Genomic DNA, 21,792 nt, shown 5'->3' with positions numbered 1-21,792 from the left:
TTGGAATATTGCAAATTTTTATATATATCTTTTAATTTGAATTTTACCAAAAACATCCATATTTTTCAAATATAATAGGTCTAAGACTATCATAGTTTTTACTATTTTGTACTTAAAATTTATTTATCATTTTATTAATATAAATTTCATATACTTTTTTGAAGTTAAATTTTTTATATTATTTATAAGCTTGTATATATTTTTATGTTAAATTTTCTTAACATGCATTTTTTATATTTAATATAGTAAAATAACTAATAACTATATCCATGATTGGAGGATTTTTATGATTAAATCCAAGAAGAAAATATTTGTTTCTCTAATTTTAATTGCAGTTTTTATTATATTTGCATCATACATAAGAAATTATACTAATAACTCAAAAAAAGATTCAGCTAGAGGAACTATTCCCTTTGAAAAAATGGAATATAATCGTCCAGATATAAAGTCAATTTGCGAAAATATTAACACATATAACGACAAACTTTTAACATCTAAGACTGCTAAAGAACAATTAAATTTATTTAAAGATGTTGATAAGATTTATCAGGATTTTTACAGTACACTTACTATAGCAAAAATTAGAAACAATATAGATTCATCAGATGAATTTTACTCTAAAGAATATAAATATCTTATGAGTAAATCAGTAGATGTTGACATGGCATACAAAGATTTCCAGGATATATTTGTAACTTCTAAGTTTTCTAAAGAACTAGAAAAGGAGCTTGGGAAAGATACATTTAATTATTTAAAAAACATTGGAAAACTTAATTCTAAAGAAGTTGAAAGTCTACTTAAAAAAGAGCAAGACTTAGTTGTAAAATATGAAGACCTTTTATCTAAGTCTACAGTACCAATAGATGGTATAGAGACAGACTTTGAAGAGGCTTTATCAACACCAAATCTTAGACCTGAAGAATATGTAAAGATTTATTCAGATTACTTAAAAAAATACAACCCTATATTTGGCAATATATTTTTAGAGCTTGTTCAGACGAGAACTGAGATAGCAAGCAAGTTAGGATTTAAGAATTATATAGATTATGCTTATATGAACTTAAATAAAGATTATTCTCAAGAAGAAGCAAAGAAATTTAGAAAAGATGTCAAAGAGTACATAGTTCCACTATATAGAGAGATTTCATCAGTACCTTCTGATTCTTCTATATATACTAAGGTATATAAAAATCGTTCATTTAGGAAATTTGACAATGTACTTGAAGACATATCTCCAAAATTAAAAGAGAGTTTTAGCTATATGAAAAAATATGACTTATATGATTATTCTTCTGGAAAGAATAAATCGCCTGGAGGATACACTACTTATATAAATAAGTACAATGCACCTTTTTTATTCAATACATGGGACAATTCTTTTTTGGGCGTTACTAGCTTTGCTCATGAGTTTGGTCATTTTTATAACTATTACAATAGCATTAATCTAAATAACAAAATACAACCAAGTATAGATATATGCGAAGTCCATTCAACATCTTTAGAGATTTTGTTTTACAAGTATTTTGATGACTTTTTTGGTAAGAAATCTGAGGCTATAAAAAAAGAACATTTATCGATTGTTCTAAATACTATTATTGATGCTTGTCTTTATGATGAATTTCAAGAGATTATATACAAAAATCCATATATGAGCTTAAATGATATAAATAAATTATTTTTTGACTTAGAAGAAGAATATGGAGTGTCCAATAATGTACTTAAAGAGAAGAATGCTCCTTTTTGGATACTTGTATCTCATAACTTCCAAGTTCCTTTTTATTACTTGAGTTATGGTCTTGCATCTGATATATCACTTCAAATATGGCAATTGTCACAAGATGATTATAGAAAAGCAGTTAATGTGTATATGGATTTTTTAAATCAAAATACAGATGCTGGTTTTAAAGATGTAGTAGAAAAAGTAAACTTACAATTACCCTTCCAAAATGGAAATTTAGAAGAAATAAGTTCTACTTTATATGATTATTTTGGTATAGATAATCCACTTGAACTAAAAAATGCTTCTTAATCTGAAGTACTCAATTTATAATACTAAATTTATAATATTCAGTTTGATATTCATTTTGATGTTCATTAATACTGACCACACAATTACTATTTAATAATTAACACTAAACATCTAATTACAGTGTAATAAAATAAACTGATAAAACATCAGAAATTCCAAGCTCTCTAGCCTTTAGATTTTCTGATGTTTTATCTATTAACAATAATTGATTGTATTATTTATTTTTAATGATTGTATTATTTTTTTACATACATAATTAAAAGAACTATTGAAATCACTAAAAATACACCTGTAATAATAGCACTATTCATATGAAATTTAATAGAACTTGCATCGGTCACCTTATTATTCTTAATCCAAAATCCACAAATCATTGTTGAAAAAAAAAGTAAAGCAGTAATAATACTTGAACCAATAGTTATAATTTTCATTTTACATCACCATTCCCTCTAATAATATTTTCTACTAAAATATCAATAAAGCTATCTCGCTGATGTTTATTCTTTACATCTATACCACTATACAATTGAAATGACTCTGGTGATAAAGCAGCAATCTGTATTGGCGAAATAATTTGTAAAGCAATAGTTCTCAAACTCATCTCATCTTTTTCACTTCCAAAAATTTTACGAAGCATAGGTATAATAGAAAGTTCTGCTTGCATATCACCATTAGATATACATTGATTCAACATAAAGGTAAGCATCTTTTCATAATGCAATCCAATATCACACAGTTTCTTTAATAAACTTTTCAAATCTTCAATAGGTTTTAAAGTATATACATTGTCATCATATAACTCTTCTATAACATTTGACATTACCTCCCCGATTGCAATGCTCAACAAATTATCCTTCGTTTTAAAATGATAATTTATTAAACCAACCCCTACATTTGCACGCTCAGCGATTTGTCGAACTGTAACCTTATCAATATCATCTACTTCATCCAAAATATTCAGTGTAACTTCAATTATACGTTCTCTTGCATCCTTATCATTACTTTTCATAGTAGACCTCCAAAACAATCAACATTTTTAGTTCTGAACATGTTCAGTATAATATTTTTTTTAATATATGTCAACAAAATTTTAATTGACTCTAACACTATGACATAGTTTATATTAATAGTAAGACACAAACATCTTTATAAAGGAGGCACAAGCATGTTTAAGATAGGCGATTTTTCAAAACTAAGTAAAATTAGCATTCGTATGCTACGTCATTATGATGAAATTGGACTTTTAAAACCAAGTCATACAAATAAATCTAATGGATATAGATACTATAGTGTAGACCAACTTTCAACTACAAATCGAATCCATGCACTAAAAGATATGGGATTTAGCTTGTATTCTATAAAAGAAATTTTGACAGAATACAACGATAAAGAAAGCCTAATAAAATACCTAAATATCCATCACTCACAAGTAAAAGAACAATTAGAAGATATACAGAGAAAGATACTTAAAATAGAAAATACTATTAAAAGAATTGGAGGTAACGATAATATGGACAATTATGATGTAACTATAAAGAATTTTTCCCAAAAATATATGATGACTCTTAGAAAAGTTATATCAACTTATAAAGATGAAGGACTATTATGGCATCAGTCGTTTTTAGAGACAAAAGAACAAAATATCCAACTTGAATATCCCAATCATTCTAAGGCAGTCTTTTATGATACAGGATATCAAGAAGATTATGTAGATGTTGAAGTACAGGTTGCTGTATCTGGAAAATATAAGGATACTGAACATGTTAGATTTAAGACTGTCCCAAGCGTGACTGCTGCAACTGCTATAGTTAAAGGAGATTTCAATCAACTTACAGATACTTGTGAGGCTATTGGTAATTGGATATCAGACAATAATTATGAAATGGATGGTCCTATGTTTAATATTTATCATATAGGTCCTGATAAGGACAATAATCCTGATAATTGGGTAACAGAGGTGTGCTTCCCAGTTAAAAAGATATAAATCTATATTATATTTTAATTGGGATTAACAAAAACAAACCTATTATGCCTTGATATGTTGTTGTTTTAACCAAACCTTCATCACCATCTTTTGTGGTAATAGTTTTGCTAGTACATGACTTGACTTTGTATTGATGCCATACACAGAAATATCTTTATTTTTCTTTGCATCTTTCAAAGCTTTTATGGCAACAACATCTGGAGTTACTATACCTGAGAATTTTTTTGTTCCTTTTTCAGCCTTAACTATCCCTCTTTCAAATAGATTTGTACTCATCCATCCTGGACATACAGCAATTGCATTTATGCCTTTATCCTTAAGCTCAACATTTAATGCTCTTGTATAATTTCTTACGAATGCTTTAGTTGAACTATAAATATTTTGATATGGTAATGGCTGGAATGATGCTTGAGAAGAAACATTTATAATATGGCTACCCCTTTTCATATATGGGATACATACAAGACCCATTGCTACAACAGCAGTAATATTTAAATCAATCATATTAATAGATTCATCTATACTCAAATCATTATATGAACAGAATTTTGCAAAGCCTGCATTATTTACAAGGTACTTTATACATATATCTTCTTTATCTAAAAAGGTACCAAGTTCTTTTACTTCTTCTAGTTTTGACAAATCTTTCGAAAAAATTTTTATCTTACTTCCAAATTCATCTATTAATTGATTTAATCGCTCTTTGTTTCTTGCAATTGCCCATATTTCTGTTATTTCTTTTTCATTTACTAATAATTTCAGAAATTCTTTGCCAAACCCACTATTCGCACCAGTTACAATTGCAATGTTCTTCTGACTCATAATTTGTCTCCTTTTCTATTAAGTTTATATATTTAGACTTATATTTTGCAAATTAAACTTGCTCTATTCAAGAGTTATATAAATACTTATTGCAAAAGTGCTATTGAGTAGTCAGTTGACCATTTTATTGCTTTTGTTTGAAACTAAATGTATGATATATATAAATATAAATTTAACTCAAGGAGATAATAAAAATGAAAAAGTATGAATATGTTACTTTAAGCTATGAATCTCAATTTCTTGTAACTGGTGTAATGAAAGAACATCGCACAATTATCGAAGAATATGCAAAAAAAGGTTATCGTTATATTGGATTTATTCCCATAGAAATAAATGCCCATGGGTTCACAAGAAAAATTGATTTAGTTTTTGAAATCGAGGAATAAATACGTAAAATAGTGTGAAAAATAATACTTTTCGCTAATATTAATAGATAATCTAAGGTGGTGATTAAACTGACAATAGAAGAATACAATAACAAATACTCTATTGGAAATAAAATTTTACTTACTCTAAATAGTTTTGATAATAAAGAACTATACTATCATGAAACTGAAAACATATTAAATTTAATAAATGAAATAGATAAATTAACATCAAATAAGATATTTAGAACTATAGAAGACAAAAATGATTTAGCCTTAGAGTCTTATTATTCTAGTGTAATTGAAGGTGCTTTTTCAACTAGAAAGATTGCAAAATCTATAATTAGAGGAAAGATGAAACCAAGTAATAAAAGTGAGTATATGATTTACAATAATCATAGAGCCTTAGAATATGGATTATATAATTTAGATAAGTTATATAGTCACAAATTTATATATAATTTACATCATATATTGGGCGAAAACTGCTTAGATTCAGAAGAATATGAGTACAGAACTGAAAAAGTATATGTATGTAATTCAAAAGGTGAGATTATACATACAGGACTTGATCCTTTGAAAATATATGACTTTATAGATGAATTAATAACTTTTATGGAAAATGGTAAAGTAAATGATTTAGTAAAGAGTGCAATAATTCATTTCTATTTTGTATATGTTCACCCTTTTAGTGATGGTAATGGAAGAACATCAAGAGCCTTATCCTATCTATATTTAATTAATAAAGGATATGATACTTTTAAAGAATTTTCAATATCATATATGATATCTAAAAACAGAACTAAGTATTATAAGGCTATACTAGATGTAGAGAATAAGGGATATAATTTAACTGTATTTATAGAGTTTATGCTCAAGTCTATAATACAATCTATCAATGAAATGCGTGATATGCATGATAGAAAGTCTTTAGAGAGTATACTAAAAGAGGAATTATTTGAAAATGACATAACTCTATCAGCAACAGAAGAACATATATTAAAATATGTTTGTAATAAAGATAACTATTCTATGACATTAGAAAACTATATTAAAAAGAATAAAAGTAGATACTTAAAGGCTGGAATAAAGGAAATCGAGTTAGTTGACCAGTTGATGGAAGTGTTTAATAATCTTGAAGAAATAGAACTTTTATCAAGAGAAAAGGATGTATATAAAGTTAATGAGAAGTACTTGAAAATGCTTGATATATATTAAAAATTTATCATAAAATATTTTAATAAAGAAATGAATCCCATTATAAGGATTCATTTCTTCATGTTATTTATAATATATTTTAAGAAGTGTATTTATAATAATATACAGTTTCTTTTCCGATACGCTCAGAGCCAATATTCGCCCATTTTTCTCCATAGGTAGATTTTATCTGAGAAATATCTGAATCTGTTGATTTAACAATCAAGCCAGCCTGAGATTTAAATATGCCCTTTTTCTTATTAACATCTCCAAATCTCAATGTACCTCCATTCAATAGTAATAAATTTCCGTTTTCATGGTGTTGCATTGTGCTAATTCCATTGACAATTTCTGGTTTAGAGGAATCAATAAATATATAATCATTAAAGTTATTTTGTAATCTTAAATTTCCACCTCCATTTTCTGCTTTTATTATATAATCCTCGGCATCTATATTACATTTCAATGTAGCATTTGGTATTTGAAGAATTTCAAATACATAAACTTTGTGCTCATATTCTAATTCATCATCCCAGTTATCTTTATTATCACTAACTAAATTAATATGGCAATTAGTAAAATAATTTCCACTAAACAGAGAATATGCTTTTTCATCTTTATCTTTTATTTTTAAATAAGTATCATAATCAGTGTTATAATAACGTTGACCACATCTTCTTATAATACCAGATATACAAGTATCTCTTATTGAATCAAATAAAAAGCCACAATGACCACATTGATCGATTGTAATATTATTGATTTTATAACTACCATATCCTTCAAGATTCTCAATTTGACTACTTTCTAGACCAACTTCTTGTATTTTTTCAATATTTACATTATTTATGCTAGTACCAGTCATAATTCTCATTCCATTTTTACATTTATATATTCTACTGTTAGAGATAATTGCATCAATACCTGCATCAACACCTAATCCACAAGAAGAAACTGTAATGTCATTTGAAATTGCATAATATGGTATCTGAATTCCTATACCTGAGAAACCACTTATATGAAGATTTTCATAATGACCAAGACCTCTAGTATTATCCCTTAGACCATCAGTTGTAATCGCTGATACACACTCTAAGTCTTCACCATTATCATTTTTCTTAATTAGCATTTCATAATGATAATGTGGATTTCCTTTTGTTGGGGGTTCATCGTGAACAAGTACCTCACAGCTATCAGAATAAAAACTTATATTTTTAATACATTGTTTTCTTTTTACTAATGTAATAATACTCATGTTAGGGATTCCACTTGTTATAAATTGTGTAGCAGATGTTGATGAATCAGAATCTCCTAGTAATGTAATTTCTTTATTAATAGTAATACCAGTTTTAAATAAATATTTACCTTTTGGAAAGTATAAAACACAAAAGTCCAGTTCATTAATAATCTTCTGTATAAGAAGTCCTACATCTTCTGAACCATCGTTTTTAATATCAGGCTCTCTTTCTAATACATTAATCCATTTTTCATACTTAAATTCTTCCATAATATCATCTATTCCTTTCTTATTCACTTTCAATGTTACATGATTTTTTTAGTTATCAGTTTGACTATATTAAACTCATTAAAACTAGAATTTTAGAAAACTACCTCGTTGAGCTTAATAAATTTGCTTATTTATCTATCATTTTATGATAATGAACCGTATTTTCAAACTCTACCTTTTTACCAATTTTTTCCCATTTTCCACCATAAGAACTAGCAACTTCATCACTTGTTACTTTTGTTGTTGTTAGTATATCGCCTATCTGTGGACTATACATTTTAAGCTCTTTATTATTGCTATTTATATACATATCACCCTTTTTTATCTTGATTTTATCACCATAATCCTCTTCAGATACACCAATCCCATTGATGCTACTAATCTCACCATCATGGAATATAACTGTTTGTCCTTTGTTATTGTATATTAAATTTCCTTTTTCTGACTCAAGAACCATATCAGTAGCATCTATAGTGCATCTTAATAATACGTTTTTGGTTTCAAATGCCTTTATGAGATATACAGTGTGATTTTCTTTTCCTTTATCTTCCCAATTGTCTGTATTATCATTTGGTATTGCTATATTACTTGCTTCTATTGAATTTCCATATAATAAATAATATGCTTCCTCAACCTTTTCATCTAACTTTAAGTAGTCATCATAGCTAAAATTAAAATAATATTGCCCACATCTTGAGACATTGCCTAATATTTGGGTATTAGATATTGAATCAAATTTGAATCCACAATAGCCACATTGGTCAATTGTGATATTTGTAATAAAGTTTGAGCCCTTACCAACATTGTTAATAGCAATCTTACCTACTTCTTCAACTCTCATACCATTGATAAATGTTCCAGTAGAAATTTCCATTCCATAATCACATCCCCAAGTCTTTCCATTAGTAATTATCGAATTTTCCCCTGCACTAATACCATGATTACATGAAAAAACAGTGATATCATTTACTGTAGAATTATTAGACATTTTAAGTGCAATTTCACCAAAACCACCAAAATCTACATTTTCATAGTGACCAGACCCTTCTGGTGCATTTTCACATACAATTGCTGATATACATTTCCCTTTGTGTTCGCTTTTGAATGTTATTTCATGATGAAATCCTGGTTTACCATTTGCAGGAGGCGCACTATAACTATTGGTATTACAGTTATTTGATTGAAAAGAAATACTTTTAATACAATGCTTTACTCCCTTTACTGTTATTATTGTGAAACTTTCCATTGTCCCATTTTCTATCTCTTTTTCATCAAATTTACCAGAAAATTGTGTCGCTCCTGAATAAAAATCTTTATGATTTGGATTATTCGACCTAAAATAGGTATCTCCACATAGTGTTAAGCGCTTATTAATCTCTATACCACTTGTAAATAGGTATTTCCCTCTTGGAAAATATATAATGGAATCTTCTGGTGCAGCATTTATGATTTCTTGCACTCTATAACTTACATTTTCTTTTTCAGTATTACAAACTCCATAATCTAAAACATTAATCCACCCATCTGTTTCTTTAATTATTATAGGTTCTCCCATAATTCACTACCTCCTAATTTTAGAATTATTCTTCTATTTTTTTATAATAGTACATAGGATTACCAGCAAGTGTTTTTACACCTATTTGTTCCCATGTTCCACTGTGTAATTTACTTATTTCTTCTTCAGAATCTAATATTGATGATATGACAGTATTCTTTCTTAATCTAGGAACTATTAAGTCCTGTACACCATTTTTTATACTAAGTGTATTGTCACTTATCTTAAGTAAATCACCCTGATTTGTATCAGAAATCTGAACGCCACCTACAGAACAAAGTTCACCATCATAAAACTTATAAGTATTTCTACCATTTTCCAATAATAAGTTACCTTTTGCACATTGTACAAAACTATCTGCCTCAGCATCACATTCTAGCATTACATTAGTTGTCTCATTTGCTTTGATTACATGTATCTTACGCTCTAAACCATTTTCTAGAGTATCAACATTATTATTCATTAATACAATATTACAGTTCTCTAAAGAGTCTCCATAAAATATTGAATAAGCATCTTCTTTTCTATCTGTAATATTCTTGTAAGTATCATAGTCAACATTTTTATAATATTGAGCACACTTAGTAAATCTTGCATTTACTCGGCTATGAGCCATCTTGTCAAACTTAAATCCACAGTATCCACAATTATCAACTGAAAGGTTCATCATAAGATTGAAACCAATCCCTTTATTATTAATACCTATTTCTTGAATGTCTTCTATTTTTACGTTGTTTACACTGACACCAGTCGTAATCTCCATTCCGTTTTTACATCTATAAACCTTACTACTAGAAAGCATGGATTTCTCTCCAAGTTTTATACCAAGTCCACATGAAGTAACAGTGATATCATTTGCAGTAGCGTAAAATGGGACTTCTATTCCTGTTTTTGAAAAGCCAGAAATATATAAATGCTCAAAATGTGATAGACCTTGTACTCTTTCTCCTTCTGTGATAGCAGATACATTTTCAGGTAATTTACCTTCTATTTCTCTATTATCATAATAAAAGTTAATATTTTTGATTGTTTGATTTGTTTCTGTCAATGTAATAATGCTTATATTAGAAACTCCTCGAGTTATAAAATTTGTTGCTCCTACAAGAGATGGTTGTTCTTTACCTTCTACTTGCTTTGGAACATCCCCTCCATAATAAGAATTTCCTTGAAGTGTTATTTGTTGACTAATTTTAATACCTTTTTCAAATAAGTAGTCCCCATTTGGAAAGTATATAACAGAATCTTTTAGTGATTCATCAGAAACAATCTCTTGTATCATATCACTTACATCTTCTTTTCCAGTAATGTCTATGTTGTTGTTTAGTTCCAGCACATTAACCCAGTCTGGAGTTTTAGTTTCAATTGCCATAATTAATTCCCCTTTTTAAAATTTAAATTATTTGTATCTACAGGAATAAGTGTATTTTTACTATAACTAGAGCAAGTAAGTATATTTTTATGATATTTGAGACAATCGTTATAATGAAATATCTTGGATTTCAATAATTAAGATATTGAATAAACGGATTGAACATTGCATTCATAAATAAGTTGATAGGTTTTCTCTTTTTGTAATAACACAATTCCTGTTATCTTATAGTACTATGAGATAACCTCTTAAAAGTAGTCAATTCGTTTATAAAATGATTATATTTTGTTTATAAATTGATTATATATAAATAATTTGTAATTCTAAGATTACTAGAATTAACTAGTCCAAAACTACTTATATACAAGATATTTACAAATACCCTTAGCATATAAAACGAGATGTATCTTATTTTGAACTTTCTATGATGATAAATCTAAAAATATTAAATATTCCATCATAATTAAGTGTTCTGTAAAAAAATAATTACTTCTTTATGAATGGTAATTCTATATATTTGTTTTATTTTATGTATGAGATAATCAATAAAAACAAAGAAAATGATTGATGAAGAATTATTGTAATGAAAGAATTAGCTATCAAAATTTTAAAAAGTCTTGACGGTTTAAAGGTATAATCATTTAACACAAGTTATGAGTGTTCTCAGAAATGATAAAGCACTATTACATACTGTTTATAATATATGGCTGGTTGTTTGTGGTATTATTCTTTTAATAAGGTAGATGTTGTATTTTATGAAAACTTAAATAAACTAGAGGCTAAAGGTTATATAAAAGAGAACCAAATAAACCAAGAGAAATTCAAATCTTGCATAATTAATTAAAAATGAGTTATCTGAATATGATATATACTATATCACCTTTAGATAACTCATTGTTTTAATCTTCTTAATTTAAACGTTTCAATTATTAAAATACATCATTTTCTATTTCTACACATTTAGTATTCTTTTTCATGTCATCCAGTACCTTTAGTGCACTAAAATCAATTAAATTATGTTGTTTATATTTAAATCCGATTTCTCTTAATTTTGAATTTAATAAAATAGCGAGCAATAGTATTCCAAAAGAAAATAAATATTTCGAGGATATGTTAGAAGCATTATAAATACTAAAGCTCAGAAATAAACATATGAATATACCAACAATAGCCAAACTGATACACATTACTTTATATTTTAATCTTCTATCTTTAATACAAACTCTTATAAATAAATCTTCATTTAATATTTCTTTAGCTATTTGATAATCTTCCATATTGCAATACATCTTCTCATATTTTTTCTTATTTAGTTTATCATATTCTTCTACTAATTTTCTTTCAATCTCGTTTTTAGGTTCATATATATAAGACAATTTATCTCCTCCACTCTATTTATTTGCTTCTATATTTTTAATATAAACAAATTTAGACTCATACAATTTAAATTTATCATTTTCTATAACTATTTTATCATTAAATGCCTTAAAATGTTTTGATATTTTTATAAATATGCATCGTACTATATTTATGTATAACACTTTCATCGTTCTCCATTTAGCACAACATCCATTATAAAATGTGTTACAACACGCAAAATATCATCACATATTCTTGATTAAATTTGTAATTGAGATAAATTATTTAGAAATAAATAGTAGTAAAGACTTGCAAATCATACAATATATGCAATATGTAATACTAAGGTAGCATAGATTTGCAGATTAAATTCCAATTCTACTCTTCTACTCCATATAAAAACAATGTAACAAAAGCTAAAAATGAACAAATAACTCCAACAAAACAAAAAAGATAAAAAAGCAAAGTACTTATGTTATGACTTAAAGTACCTTGCTTTGCCTATATCTTAAAAAAAATTTACAACCTACAATCTATTCCAACTCAAATGCCCCTGTATAAAGACTATAATAAACGCCTTTTTGATTGATTAAATCATCATGAGTACCTCTTTCTATTATACGTCCCTGCTCAAGAACTATAATTGAATCTGAGTTTCTAACAGTAGACAACCTATGTGCTATTACAAAAACAGTTCTACCCTTCATAAGATTATCCATACCTTGCTGTACCAACACTTCTGTACGTGTATCAATAGAAGATGTAGCTTCATCAAGAATCATTACTGGTGGATTTGCAACTGCTGCGCGGGCAATCGAGATTAATTGTCGTTGACCTTGTGAAAGACTAGCACCATTTTGTGTCAATATAGTCTGATATCCGTTTGGTAGCCTAGTAATAAAATCATGTGCATTTGATAATTTAGATGCCTCAATGCACTCTTTATCTGTAGCATCCATTTTACCATATCTTATATTATCCATAATTGTACCTGTAAACAGGTTGACATCTTGTAATACAACCCCCAATGAATGGCGTAAATCTGTCTTTTTAATTTTATTGATGTTAATACCATCATATCGAATTTTTCCATCTGCCAAATCATAAAAACGGTTAATCAAATTTGTGATGGTAGTTTTTCCAGCTCCAGTTGCACCGACAAATGCTATTTTTTCTCCTGCTGTTGCTTCCAATACTATGTTTTGTAGCACTAATTTCTTTTCTGTATATCCAAAATCTACATCAGAGAACTGAATATTTCCTTTTAAAGGAGTGTATGTTATTGTACCATCATGATGAGGATGTTTCCATGCCCACACCCCTGTATTGTCAGTTGTTTCTATTGCTTCACTATTATTAAATCTAGCATGTACTAGTGTAACATATCCATTATCTTGTTCAGGTTCTTCATCAATTAATTCAAATATACGTTCTGCACCTGCCAATGCCATAGCCATCATACTAATCTGTTGCGCAATCTGTGATACAGGCATACAAAATGTCTTTGACAAGTTTAAGAAAGCCACAATCATTCCAACTGTAATAGAGCCTACATTATGCAGTGCCATAAGACCTCCCAAAAGAGCAATTAACACATATTGCAAATTACCAAGTTGCATAACAGTTGGCATAAGTATGTTACCATATTTATTTGCTTGTGTAGAATCTAAACATAAATCTTTATTCTTTTTATCAAATTGCTGTTTTGCATCTTCTTCATGGCAGAATACTTTAATTACTTTTTGACCATTTATCATTTCTTCAATATAACCTGTAATGTTTCCTAAAGTTTCTTGTTGCTTTATAAAGTATTTTGCACTTGCACCACCAATTTTTTTAGTAGCTATACTCATAATGACTGTTACTATTAAAACTAGAATTGTCAGAGGTACATTACTTATAAACATAGAAATCAATATAACAACTACTGTAATAATAGCCGAAATAAATTGTGGTAATGCCTGTGAAATAAACTGACGCAATGTGTCTGTATCATTGGTATAATGGCTCATAACATCTCCATGTGTATGAGTATCAAAATAACGAATAGGAAGTTTTTGCATATGTACAAACATATCATCTCTAATCTCTTTCAACGTTCCTTGAGAAATTTTTACCATAATTCTATTATAGAGAAATGTTGCAACAACTCCGAAGACATAAATACATGCCATTAAAACAATTGTATATAATAATCCACTAAATGATGGATTCTCTTCAAGTAAAAGTGGAGTTATATAGTCATCAATCAATGTTTGCAAAAACAAAGAACTTATAACAACTGTACAAGAGCTGAAAAGAATACATACAACAACTGTACCAAACAAAACTTTATGTCGTCCTACAATGTAAGATAGAAGTCGTTTCCATACACTGAATACTTTTATTTCCATTACTTATCATCTCCCTTCGTTTGTGAATCATAGATTTCTCTATAAATTACATTTGTTTTCAGCAATTCCTCATGTGTACCATATCCATTGATTTTACCGCCTTCCATAACGATAATATAATCAGCATCTTCCACTGAAGAAATACGTTGTGCAATTATAATTTTTGTAGTATCTGGTATCTCCTCACTGAATGACTTTCTAATCATCGAATCAGTTTTTGTATCTACTGCACTAGTAGAATCATCCAGTATTAAAATCTTTGGTTTTTTTAGCAAGGCTCTTGCAATACACAGTCTTTGCTTTTGACCACCAGAGACATTTGTACCTCCCTGTTCAATATAAGTGTCGTATTTATCTGGAAATGTATCAATAAAAGGACTTGCCTGTGCCAATTTACAAGCATGTATTATTTCTTCTTCACTAGCATGTTTATTTCCCCAAAGTAGATTTTCTTTAATTGTTCCAGAAAATAACTCATTTTTTTGGAGAACCATTGCTACTTCATTACGAAGTGTAAATAAATCATAATCTTTTACATTTACACCTCCTATTGTAATTTTTCCCTCTGTAACATCATAAAGTCGTGGTATTAACTGAACCAACGAGCTTTTTCCACTTCCAGTTCCACCTATAATCCCCAATGTTGAACCAGTCTCTATATGAAATGAAATATTTTTTAGACATTCTTTTTCTTTATCATCTACATAACTGAACGACACATTATCAAAACTTATATCTCCATTTTCCATATGATATACAGGATTATCGCCGTTTTTTAAGGAACTTTCTTCATCTACTATTTCTATAATTCGTTCAGAAGAAGCTCTTGCCATATTAATCATAACCATAACCATAGATAACATCATAAGACAATTAAGAATGTTCATGGCATATGCAATTAAACTTGAAAGTTCCCCTGTAGTCATTGTGGTTGCATTGCTTGAGACTATCATCTTTGAACCAAACCAACAAAGCAGTAGTGTACAGCAATATATGGAAAACTGCATTAATGGCATATTATATGCAACAATTTCTTCAGCTTTTCCAAACGTCTTGTATATTTTTTCTGAGATACTCTTAAACTTCTTGATTTCAAATTTCTCTCTTACAAAAGATTTAACTACTCGTATACCTGTGAGATTCTCTTGCACAACACCATTTAAATCATCATAAATATTGAACACTCTTTCAAAATAAGGATGGGAACGGTTTACAATGAGATATAAACCCACTCCAAGAATTGGAACTGCAATCAAAAATATAAATGATAAACTTGTATTAACCATAAATGCTGCAACCAATGAAAATACAAGCATAAGTGGAGCACGCACAGCCACACGAATAATCATCATATAAGCATTTTGAACATTTGTAACATCTGTGGTTAATCTTGTTACAATACTTGAACTTGAGAACTTATCAATATTAGCAAAAGAATAGCCTTGTATTTTGTAATACATATCCTTTCTTAAATTTTGTGCAAACCCAGCAGATGCAGTAGCACAAAAACTTCCAGACAGGATTCCAAAACATAATCCTAAAAGTACACAAACAATCAAAATAGTGCCAAGTCGTACTAGCGTCTGTGTATTGTTTCCACTGATTCCTACATCAATCATTTGTGCCATAATTAGAGGAATCAAAATTTCCATCAAAACTTCCAATATAACAAACACTGATGTTAGTATGGAAGCAGTTTTATACTCTTTAATAGAACGAGCTAATTTTTTAATCATACTCTATCTCCTTTTCTAAATAAATTTTAAGATGTTGACTTATTCTAGGTTTTATCAGACAACTTCAATTATCTATAATTTTCTTACTTAACTTTTCTTTATTTCGTATAGAAATGGATATACTTAGATGCCTAATATTTAGAATTTTATCATTATATCTTTTGAATGAGAATTTCAAAAAACGCAATAACATTAGATAAAATCTAATGTTATATTGAAATTATATTATCTTACAATTATACTTTTGATATGGAAGGAAGGTGCTCTATGAATACTCAACAATTAGAATGTTTCGTATGTGTTGCTGACAAGTTAAATTTTACAAAAGCTGCAGAAGAACTTTTTTTATCTACTCCTACAGTTACTCACCATATCAAAAATCTAGAAGAAGAATTAGGAGCAAAATTATTTATACGAAATTCAAAAATGGTTAGACTGACAGAAATTGGAACTATGTTTTATAGTGATGCCAAAGATATACTCAACAAAATAGAAGTATCACAGAAAAGGATATCAAAAGCTACTTCTCAGAACACTTCTTTTTTGCGTATTGGATGTTCTAGTCATGCTGAACTCAATAAATTAAAAAATGTATTGTCAGACTTACGAATCGTCTTCCCACAGGTATACCCTTTAATCTTTATGGAGGATTATTTTAAGCTTAAAAATTTATTCAATAATAAACATTTAGACATTATGCTCTCAACAAGAGAAATGATTAGAGATATGAAAGAGTGTTCTTTTAAAAAATTAAAGGATGCTAAAAATTATGCTATTATGTCATCACAATCCACACTCGCTGAGAAAGATAGTCTAACTTTTGATGATTTAAAGACAAATTGCTTGATTATATTAAATCCTAAATTTATACCATTTCAACATGGAAATATATTGCAGGAAAAGATAGCATTACATTCTCAAAGCCACTTTAATATTGTATGTGAAAATGACCAAGCAAGTATCCTTCTTGCAAATTGTGGGTATGGTATAGCAATATTGCCTGAACATTGTATTCCAATAGAAAATGATGGCTTTGTTATTCGACCAATCATTGAACGAGCTATCATCGAATACGGTATTGCATATCAAAAAAACGTAAAAGAAAAATATATTCGATTCTTTATAGACAATTTTAATTGCTTGTAAATAAAAAAGAAGAGCCTTATATAAAGGTTCTTCTCTTTTATTTCAATATATATTATTACCTTACTTCATTATTACCTACTTCATTTTTATTGACTTACTATATTTATTGATTACATTCCATTTACCATTTTCTTTTCTTAATTCAAGGCTTATTTTTGAATAACAATCTTCTCCAGATTGTGTTACTATGACCTTATCTCCAAACTCATTCTTATAACTATGTTCTTCTATCTTATTTTTCGTATGACCTACCACAATAGCATCTATTCCGTCTACTGACATTGCAAGTTTTTTTATTTCGCTACTTGGATTTTTCAGTGCCATATTATTATCTGAATGAACAACTGCAACGATTACATCTGGATTTTCCTTTTGCATAACTCTTATCCATTCTTCTGCATCTTTTACTAAATTGTTGGTATACAATTCTTCTATTTTTTCAGGAGTATTTAAAGTTTTTGAATCTTTTTCTGAATTTAAATCACTAGAATCTTTTTTATCTTTGTCTACGGTAAGACCCAATACTCCAACCTTTATACTCCCCTCCCTAGTTTCCACTTTATGCATTATATATGGTTTTACATAATTGTCTCCAGACTCATTGTATATATTAGCTGACAAAACTGGTATCTTCATTTCCTCAAAATTTTCTATAATAGAATCTAAGATAGATTTTTTTTCTTTAAAATTCTTTTTATCCGATGTAAGCTCATGGCTACCAAGTACTACAGCATCATAACCAAGGTATACAATTGGCCATTCATTTATTTTTTTATGGATACCTTTCTTTGAATTGTACTGCCACTCTTTAGACCACTTAGTCATTTCCTTTGCATTGGTATCCAGAAAATCCCCAGTATCAATAAATATAGGTTGGACATCCCTATCTCTTTCATTAAACAGACTGACTGTCATTTCATCTGAAAAATTTTGATGTAGACCAGATGTTGTGATTATATTTACTTCCTTTCCAAATATTTTTAACTCACTGTACTTATCTTTTATATACCACTTATCATTCTTCTTATCCAACTTAAAATTAATTTTTGATATACTATTACCATGAGCTCCAGGTTGTGTTACTATTACTTCTTCACCCGACTTATTTTTATATGTATGCTGTTCTATTTTTTCATGTGTATGCCCTGCTACAATAGCATCTATACCATCTAAAGTAGTTGCTAATTCCTTTATTTTATTTCCTGGGTTTTTAGGATTTTTAGGTTCTTCACCTGAATGCACTATCGCAATTATTACATCTGGTTTCTCCTTTTCCATAACTTTTACCCACTTTTTAGCATCTTCTACTAAATCATTTGCATAGAGCTCTCCTTTATATTGTTCCTGTTCTCCAAGTTCTCTAGCTTTTTTATCTTCCTCAAAATTTTTAAATCTTGAACGCTCACCTACTTCCTTTATAGTCAGACCCAGTATTCCAACCTTTACATCTCCCTTATCAGTCTGTACACTTTTCATTACATATGGTTTTACATAGTTTTCTCCAGATTGTTTATATACATTTGCCGACACTAATGGTATGTTATTATTTTCAAAATCAGAAACCAGTTTATCAAGGCTTTGTTTATCATTAGAAACAAATTCATGATTTCCAAATGTAACTGCATCATATTTTAGTTTTGCCATTTCTTTAGCTAAAGGAACCTCTCCTTCACGTGGTTCAGCTATTTTTTTATACTCTGGTATTCCATCTTTAAATCTTACCAGTTTTTGTCCAGTAAACCACTTATTCATTTCACCACTTTGCATATCAAAAAAATCGCCTGCATCTACCATGAGTAGATTCTCATCATATTTTCTTTCTTCCTCCACATAAGATACCAAATTATCTGGAATAATTGAATGTAAATCACTTGTAGCAAGTACATTAATTTCTGTATCTTTAGTACTTTGACATCCTGTGAGTAATACTATTAAAAATATTATTGATGCCACTATAATAAATTTTATTTTCATAAAAGCCTCCCCCTTAGATTTTGGATGATAATAAAATTTAATACCATGCTTTATCTTTACTATATAAGTTTGTACTATTTATTATACTAAAAGAACTATATGTAAATTCCTTTTTAATCAAATCTACATATAGTTCTCAATATTTTTTATTCGTAAAACAAAACCTACTCTAGTAAACTCAGATTATCAATTAAGATTTCTACTAGTATACTCACATATATTTACCACATTTAAATACTCTTATCTACTCATCTTATCCATACCACTAATATTAGCTACTTTACTGTATCTATAAGTTTTATAAAATTATTCAACTGCTACTGTTTTACTAGACTTATCATTAATAACCCATGAACCTTTTTCTTTATTTACTTTAAAAGTAATTTTAGAATAGTATTTACCATGTTCACCTGGTTGCGTCACTATAACTTTATCTCCAGCTTTATTTTTATAGTCATGTTCATCTATTTTTTCATGAGTATGACTAGCTACAATCGCATCAATTCCATCTACTGTAGTTGCTAGTTCCTTTACTCTATTCCCAGGATGTTTTGGGTTTTTAGGTTCTTCCCCTGAGTGCACTACTGCAACTATTATATCTGGTTTCTCTTTTTCCATCACTTTTACCCATTTCTTTGCTTCTTCCACTAAATCATTTGCGTACAATTTATCTTTGTATTGAAATTGCTCTTGTAAATTTACATTTTTAAGACCTTTCCCTACTTCTTTTATAGTAAGCCCTAATACTCCTACTTTTAAGTTTCCTTCTTTTGTCTTTAAATCTTTTATAATGTATGGCTTTACATAATTTTCACCAGATTGCTCATATATATTTGCTGATACTACAGGAATATTCACCTGCTCAAAATCCTTTATAACAGCATCTACAAGACGTTTATCTGACCAAAACTCATCTTTTTCGGATACAAACTCATGATTTCCAAATACTACTGCATCATACCTACCCTGACTCATAGATTTAACCATTGGACACTTACCAATCGGTTTTCCAGTATTGTTATCTCTTATATTTTTCCACTCTTTATACCACTTAGTCATTTCATCTGTTTGAGGGTCTAAAAAGTCACCTGCATCTACTACAACAGGTTCAATCAGATTATTTCGCTCCTTAAGAAGACTAGTTGTTAATTTATCAGAGAAGTGTGAATGTAAATCTGCTGTAGCAATTATATTTACATCTTTATCAATTAAGTTTAATTTGCTAGACTTATCCTTTATCTCCCACTTACCATTCTTCTTATCTAACTTAAAATTAATCTCTGACACACTATCTGCATGTGGACCAGGTTGTGTGACAATGACTTCCTCACCAGAGTTATTTTTATAAGTATGTTGTTCTATTTTTTCATGAGTATGCCCTGCTACGATAGCATCTATGCCATCTACAGTAGTTGCCAATTCTTTTACTCTATTTCCTGGGTTTTTAGGATTTTTAGGTTCTTCACCTGAATGTACAGTGGCAATTATTATATCAGGCTTCTCTTTTTCCATCACTTTTACCCATTTTTTAGCATCTTCTACTAAATCATTTGCATATAATTTTCCTTTATAATCCTCTTGTTCCCCAAGTTCTCTAGCTTTTTTATCTTCTTCAAAATTTTTAGATTCTGAGCCTTCACCTACCTCATTTATAGTTAGACCTAGTATTCCAACTTTTACGTCTCCCTTGTTAGTCTTTACACTTTTCATTATGTATGGCTTTACATAGTTTTCTCCAGATTGTTTATATATATTTGCTGACACTAATGGTATGTTATTATTTTCAAAATCAGAAACCAGTTTGTCAAGACTTTGCTTATCATTAGAAATAAATTCATGATTTCCAAATGTAACTGCATCATATTTCAGCTTTGCCATTTCTTTAGCTAAAGGAACTTCACCTTCACGTGGCTCAGCTATTTTTTTGTACTCTGGCATACCATCTTTAATTCTAACCAGTTTTTGTCCAGTAAACCACTCTTTCATTTCGTCACTTTTCATATCAAAGAAATCTCCTGCATCCACCATAAGTAGATTCTTGTTCTTTGCTCTTTCTTCTTTTACATATGAAACTAGAGAATCTGTTACCATTGAATGTAAGTCAGTTGTCCCTAATATTTTAACTTCTATGTCTGATGTGGCTTTTTCCATATTTTTAGTACTTTGACATGATACAAGTAATACCATTAAAAACATCATTGATGATATTATGACAGATTTTATTTTCATAAAAACCTCCCTCTTAAATTTTAAGATTACAACAAAATTTAACATAATAATTTATTTTAGTTATAGTAGCTTATATGATTATAAGCAATATTCACTTAAGCAACAAATTCTTATCTTTAAGTTTACA

Annotated in this window: 16 protein-coding genes; 5 read left to right on the top strand and 11 right to left on the bottom strand. The window is 28.7% G+C overall.

From position 1 onward, the window contains the following. Positions 1-286 precede the first annotated feature (286 nt). Positions 287-2,029, top strand: coding sequence for a gluzincin family metallopeptidase (locus tag ACTG46_RS03885; protein WP_223152679.1), 1,743 nt, complete (start codon positions 287-289; stop codon positions 2,027-2,029). A gap of 236 nt (positions 2,030-2,265) precedes the next feature. Here ACTG46_RS03885 and ACTG46_RS03880 read toward each other — a convergent pair whose 3' ends face one another. Beyond that, the gene (locus ACTG46_RS03880; RefSeq protein ID WP_054269228.1) at positions 2,266-2,460 is read right to left on the bottom strand and encodes a hypothetical protein; all 195 of its coding nucleotides are present in this window, start codon (positions 2,458-2,460) and stop codon (positions 2,266-2,268) included. Next, complete coding sequence (locus tag ACTG46_RS03875; protein ID WP_074179165.1) at positions 2,457-3,038, bottom strand: TetR/AcrR family transcriptional regulator; 582 nt, start codon at positions 3,036-3,038, stop codon at positions 2,457-2,459. Before ACTG46_RS03875 ends, ACTG46_RS03880 begins: the two co-directional genes overlap by 4 nt. A 156-nt stretch (positions 3,039-3,194) precedes the next feature. Between ACTG46_RS03875 and ACTG46_RS03870 the strand changes: the two genes are divergently transcribed. Further along, positions 3,195-4,013 (top strand): MerR family transcriptional regulator, encoded by an 819-nt coding sequence (locus ACTG46_RS03870; RefSeq protein WP_479923653.1) that lies wholly within the window; start codon positions 3,195-3,197, stop codon positions 4,011-4,013. Positions 4,014-4,055: 42 nt separating this feature from the next. On the opposite strand, the gene ACTG46_RS03865 is transcribed toward ACTG46_RS03870, so the two are convergent. Next, positions 4,056-4,835 (bottom strand): SDR family NAD(P)-dependent oxidoreductase, encoded by a 780-nt coding sequence (locus tag ACTG46_RS03865; RefSeq protein WP_479923652.1) that lies wholly within the window; start codon positions 4,833-4,835, stop codon positions 4,056-4,058. A 194-nt stretch (positions 4,836-5,029) separates the two neighbouring features. Here ACTG46_RS03865 and ACTG46_RS03860 point away from each other — a divergent pair, with 194 nt between their 5' ends. Continuing rightward, positions 5,030-5,221 (top strand): DUF4177 domain-containing protein, encoded by a 192-nt coding sequence (locus ACTG46_RS03860; protein ID WP_054276032.1) that lies wholly within the window; start codon positions 5,030-5,032, stop codon positions 5,219-5,221. Positions 5,222-5,281: 60 nt separating this feature from the next. Then, entirely contained in the window at positions 5,282-6,418 is a 1,137-nt protein-coding gene (locus ACTG46_RS03855) for a Fic family protein (RefSeq protein ID WP_479923651.1), read from the top strand. A 79-nt stretch (positions 6,419-6,497) separates the two neighbouring features. Here the strand turns inward: ACTG46_RS03855 and ACTG46_RS03850 are convergent, their stop codons facing one another. From ACTG46_RS03850 to ACTG46_RS03825, 6 genes are all read right to left on the bottom strand, one after another. Continuing rightward, positions 6,498-7,904 carry a glycoside hydrolase family 55 protein gene (locus ACTG46_RS03850; RefSeq protein WP_479923650.1) on the bottom strand — a complete coding sequence of 469 codons (1,407 nt, stop codon included), beginning with the start codon at positions 7,902-7,904 and terminating at the stop codon, positions 6,498-6,500. A gap of 127 nt (positions 7,905-8,031) precedes the next feature. After that, the gene (locus tag ACTG46_RS03845; RefSeq protein WP_479923649.1) at positions 8,032-9,459 is read right to left on the bottom strand and encodes a glycoside hydrolase family 55 protein; all 1,428 of its coding nucleotides are present in this window, start codon (positions 9,457-9,459) and stop codon (positions 8,032-8,034) included. A 25-nt stretch (positions 9,460-9,484) separates the two neighbouring features. Next, a complete protein-coding gene (locus ACTG46_RS03840; RefSeq protein ID WP_479923648.1) occupies positions 9,485-10,828 on the bottom strand; it encodes a glycosyl hydrolase family 28-related protein in 1,344 nt (447 codons plus the stop codon). Positions 10,829-11,757: 929 nt separating this feature from the next. Then, positions 11,758-12,204, bottom strand: coding sequence for a hypothetical protein (locus ACTG46_RS03835; protein WP_479923647.1), 447 nt, complete (start codon positions 12,202-12,204; stop codon positions 11,758-11,760). A 516-nt stretch (positions 12,205-12,720) separates the two neighbouring features. After that, positions 12,721-14,580 (bottom strand): ABC transporter ATP-binding protein, encoded by a 1,860-nt coding sequence (locus tag ACTG46_RS03830; RefSeq protein ID WP_479923646.1) that lies wholly within the window; start codon positions 14,578-14,580, stop codon positions 12,721-12,723. After that, a complete protein-coding gene (locus ACTG46_RS03825) occupies positions 14,580-16,316 on the bottom strand; it encodes an ABC transporter ATP-binding protein (protein WP_054269216.1) in 1,737 nt (578 codons plus the stop codon). Before ACTG46_RS03825 ends, ACTG46_RS03830 begins: the two co-directional genes overlap by 1 nt. A 267-nt stretch (positions 16,317-16,583) precedes the next feature. Here ACTG46_RS03825 and ACTG46_RS03820 point away from each other — a divergent pair, with 267 nt between their 5' ends. Next, positions 16,584-17,462, top strand: coding sequence for a LysR family transcriptional regulator (locus ACTG46_RS03820; protein WP_479923645.1), 879 nt, complete (start codon positions 16,584-16,586; stop codon positions 17,460-17,462). Between the two features lie 75 nt (positions 17,463-17,537). Here the strand turns inward: ACTG46_RS03820 and ACTG46_RS03815 are convergent, their stop codons facing one another. Next, complete coding sequence (locus ACTG46_RS03815; protein ID WP_479923644.1) at positions 17,538-19,436, bottom strand: metallophosphoesterase; 1,899 nt, start codon at positions 19,434-19,436, stop codon at positions 17,538-17,540. Between the two features lie 306 nt (positions 19,437-19,742). Continuing rightward, positions 19,743-21,665, bottom strand: coding sequence for a bifunctional metallophosphatase/5'-nucleotidase (locus tag ACTG46_RS03810; RefSeq protein WP_054269213.1), 1,923 nt, complete (start codon positions 21,663-21,665; stop codon positions 19,743-19,745). Positions 21,666-21,792: the final 127 nt, after the last annotated feature.

The sequence above is a fragment of the Clostridioides sp. LIBA-7678 genome, from assembly GCF_056716065.1.
This window is presented reverse-complemented; position numbering and strand designations above follow the sequence as displayed.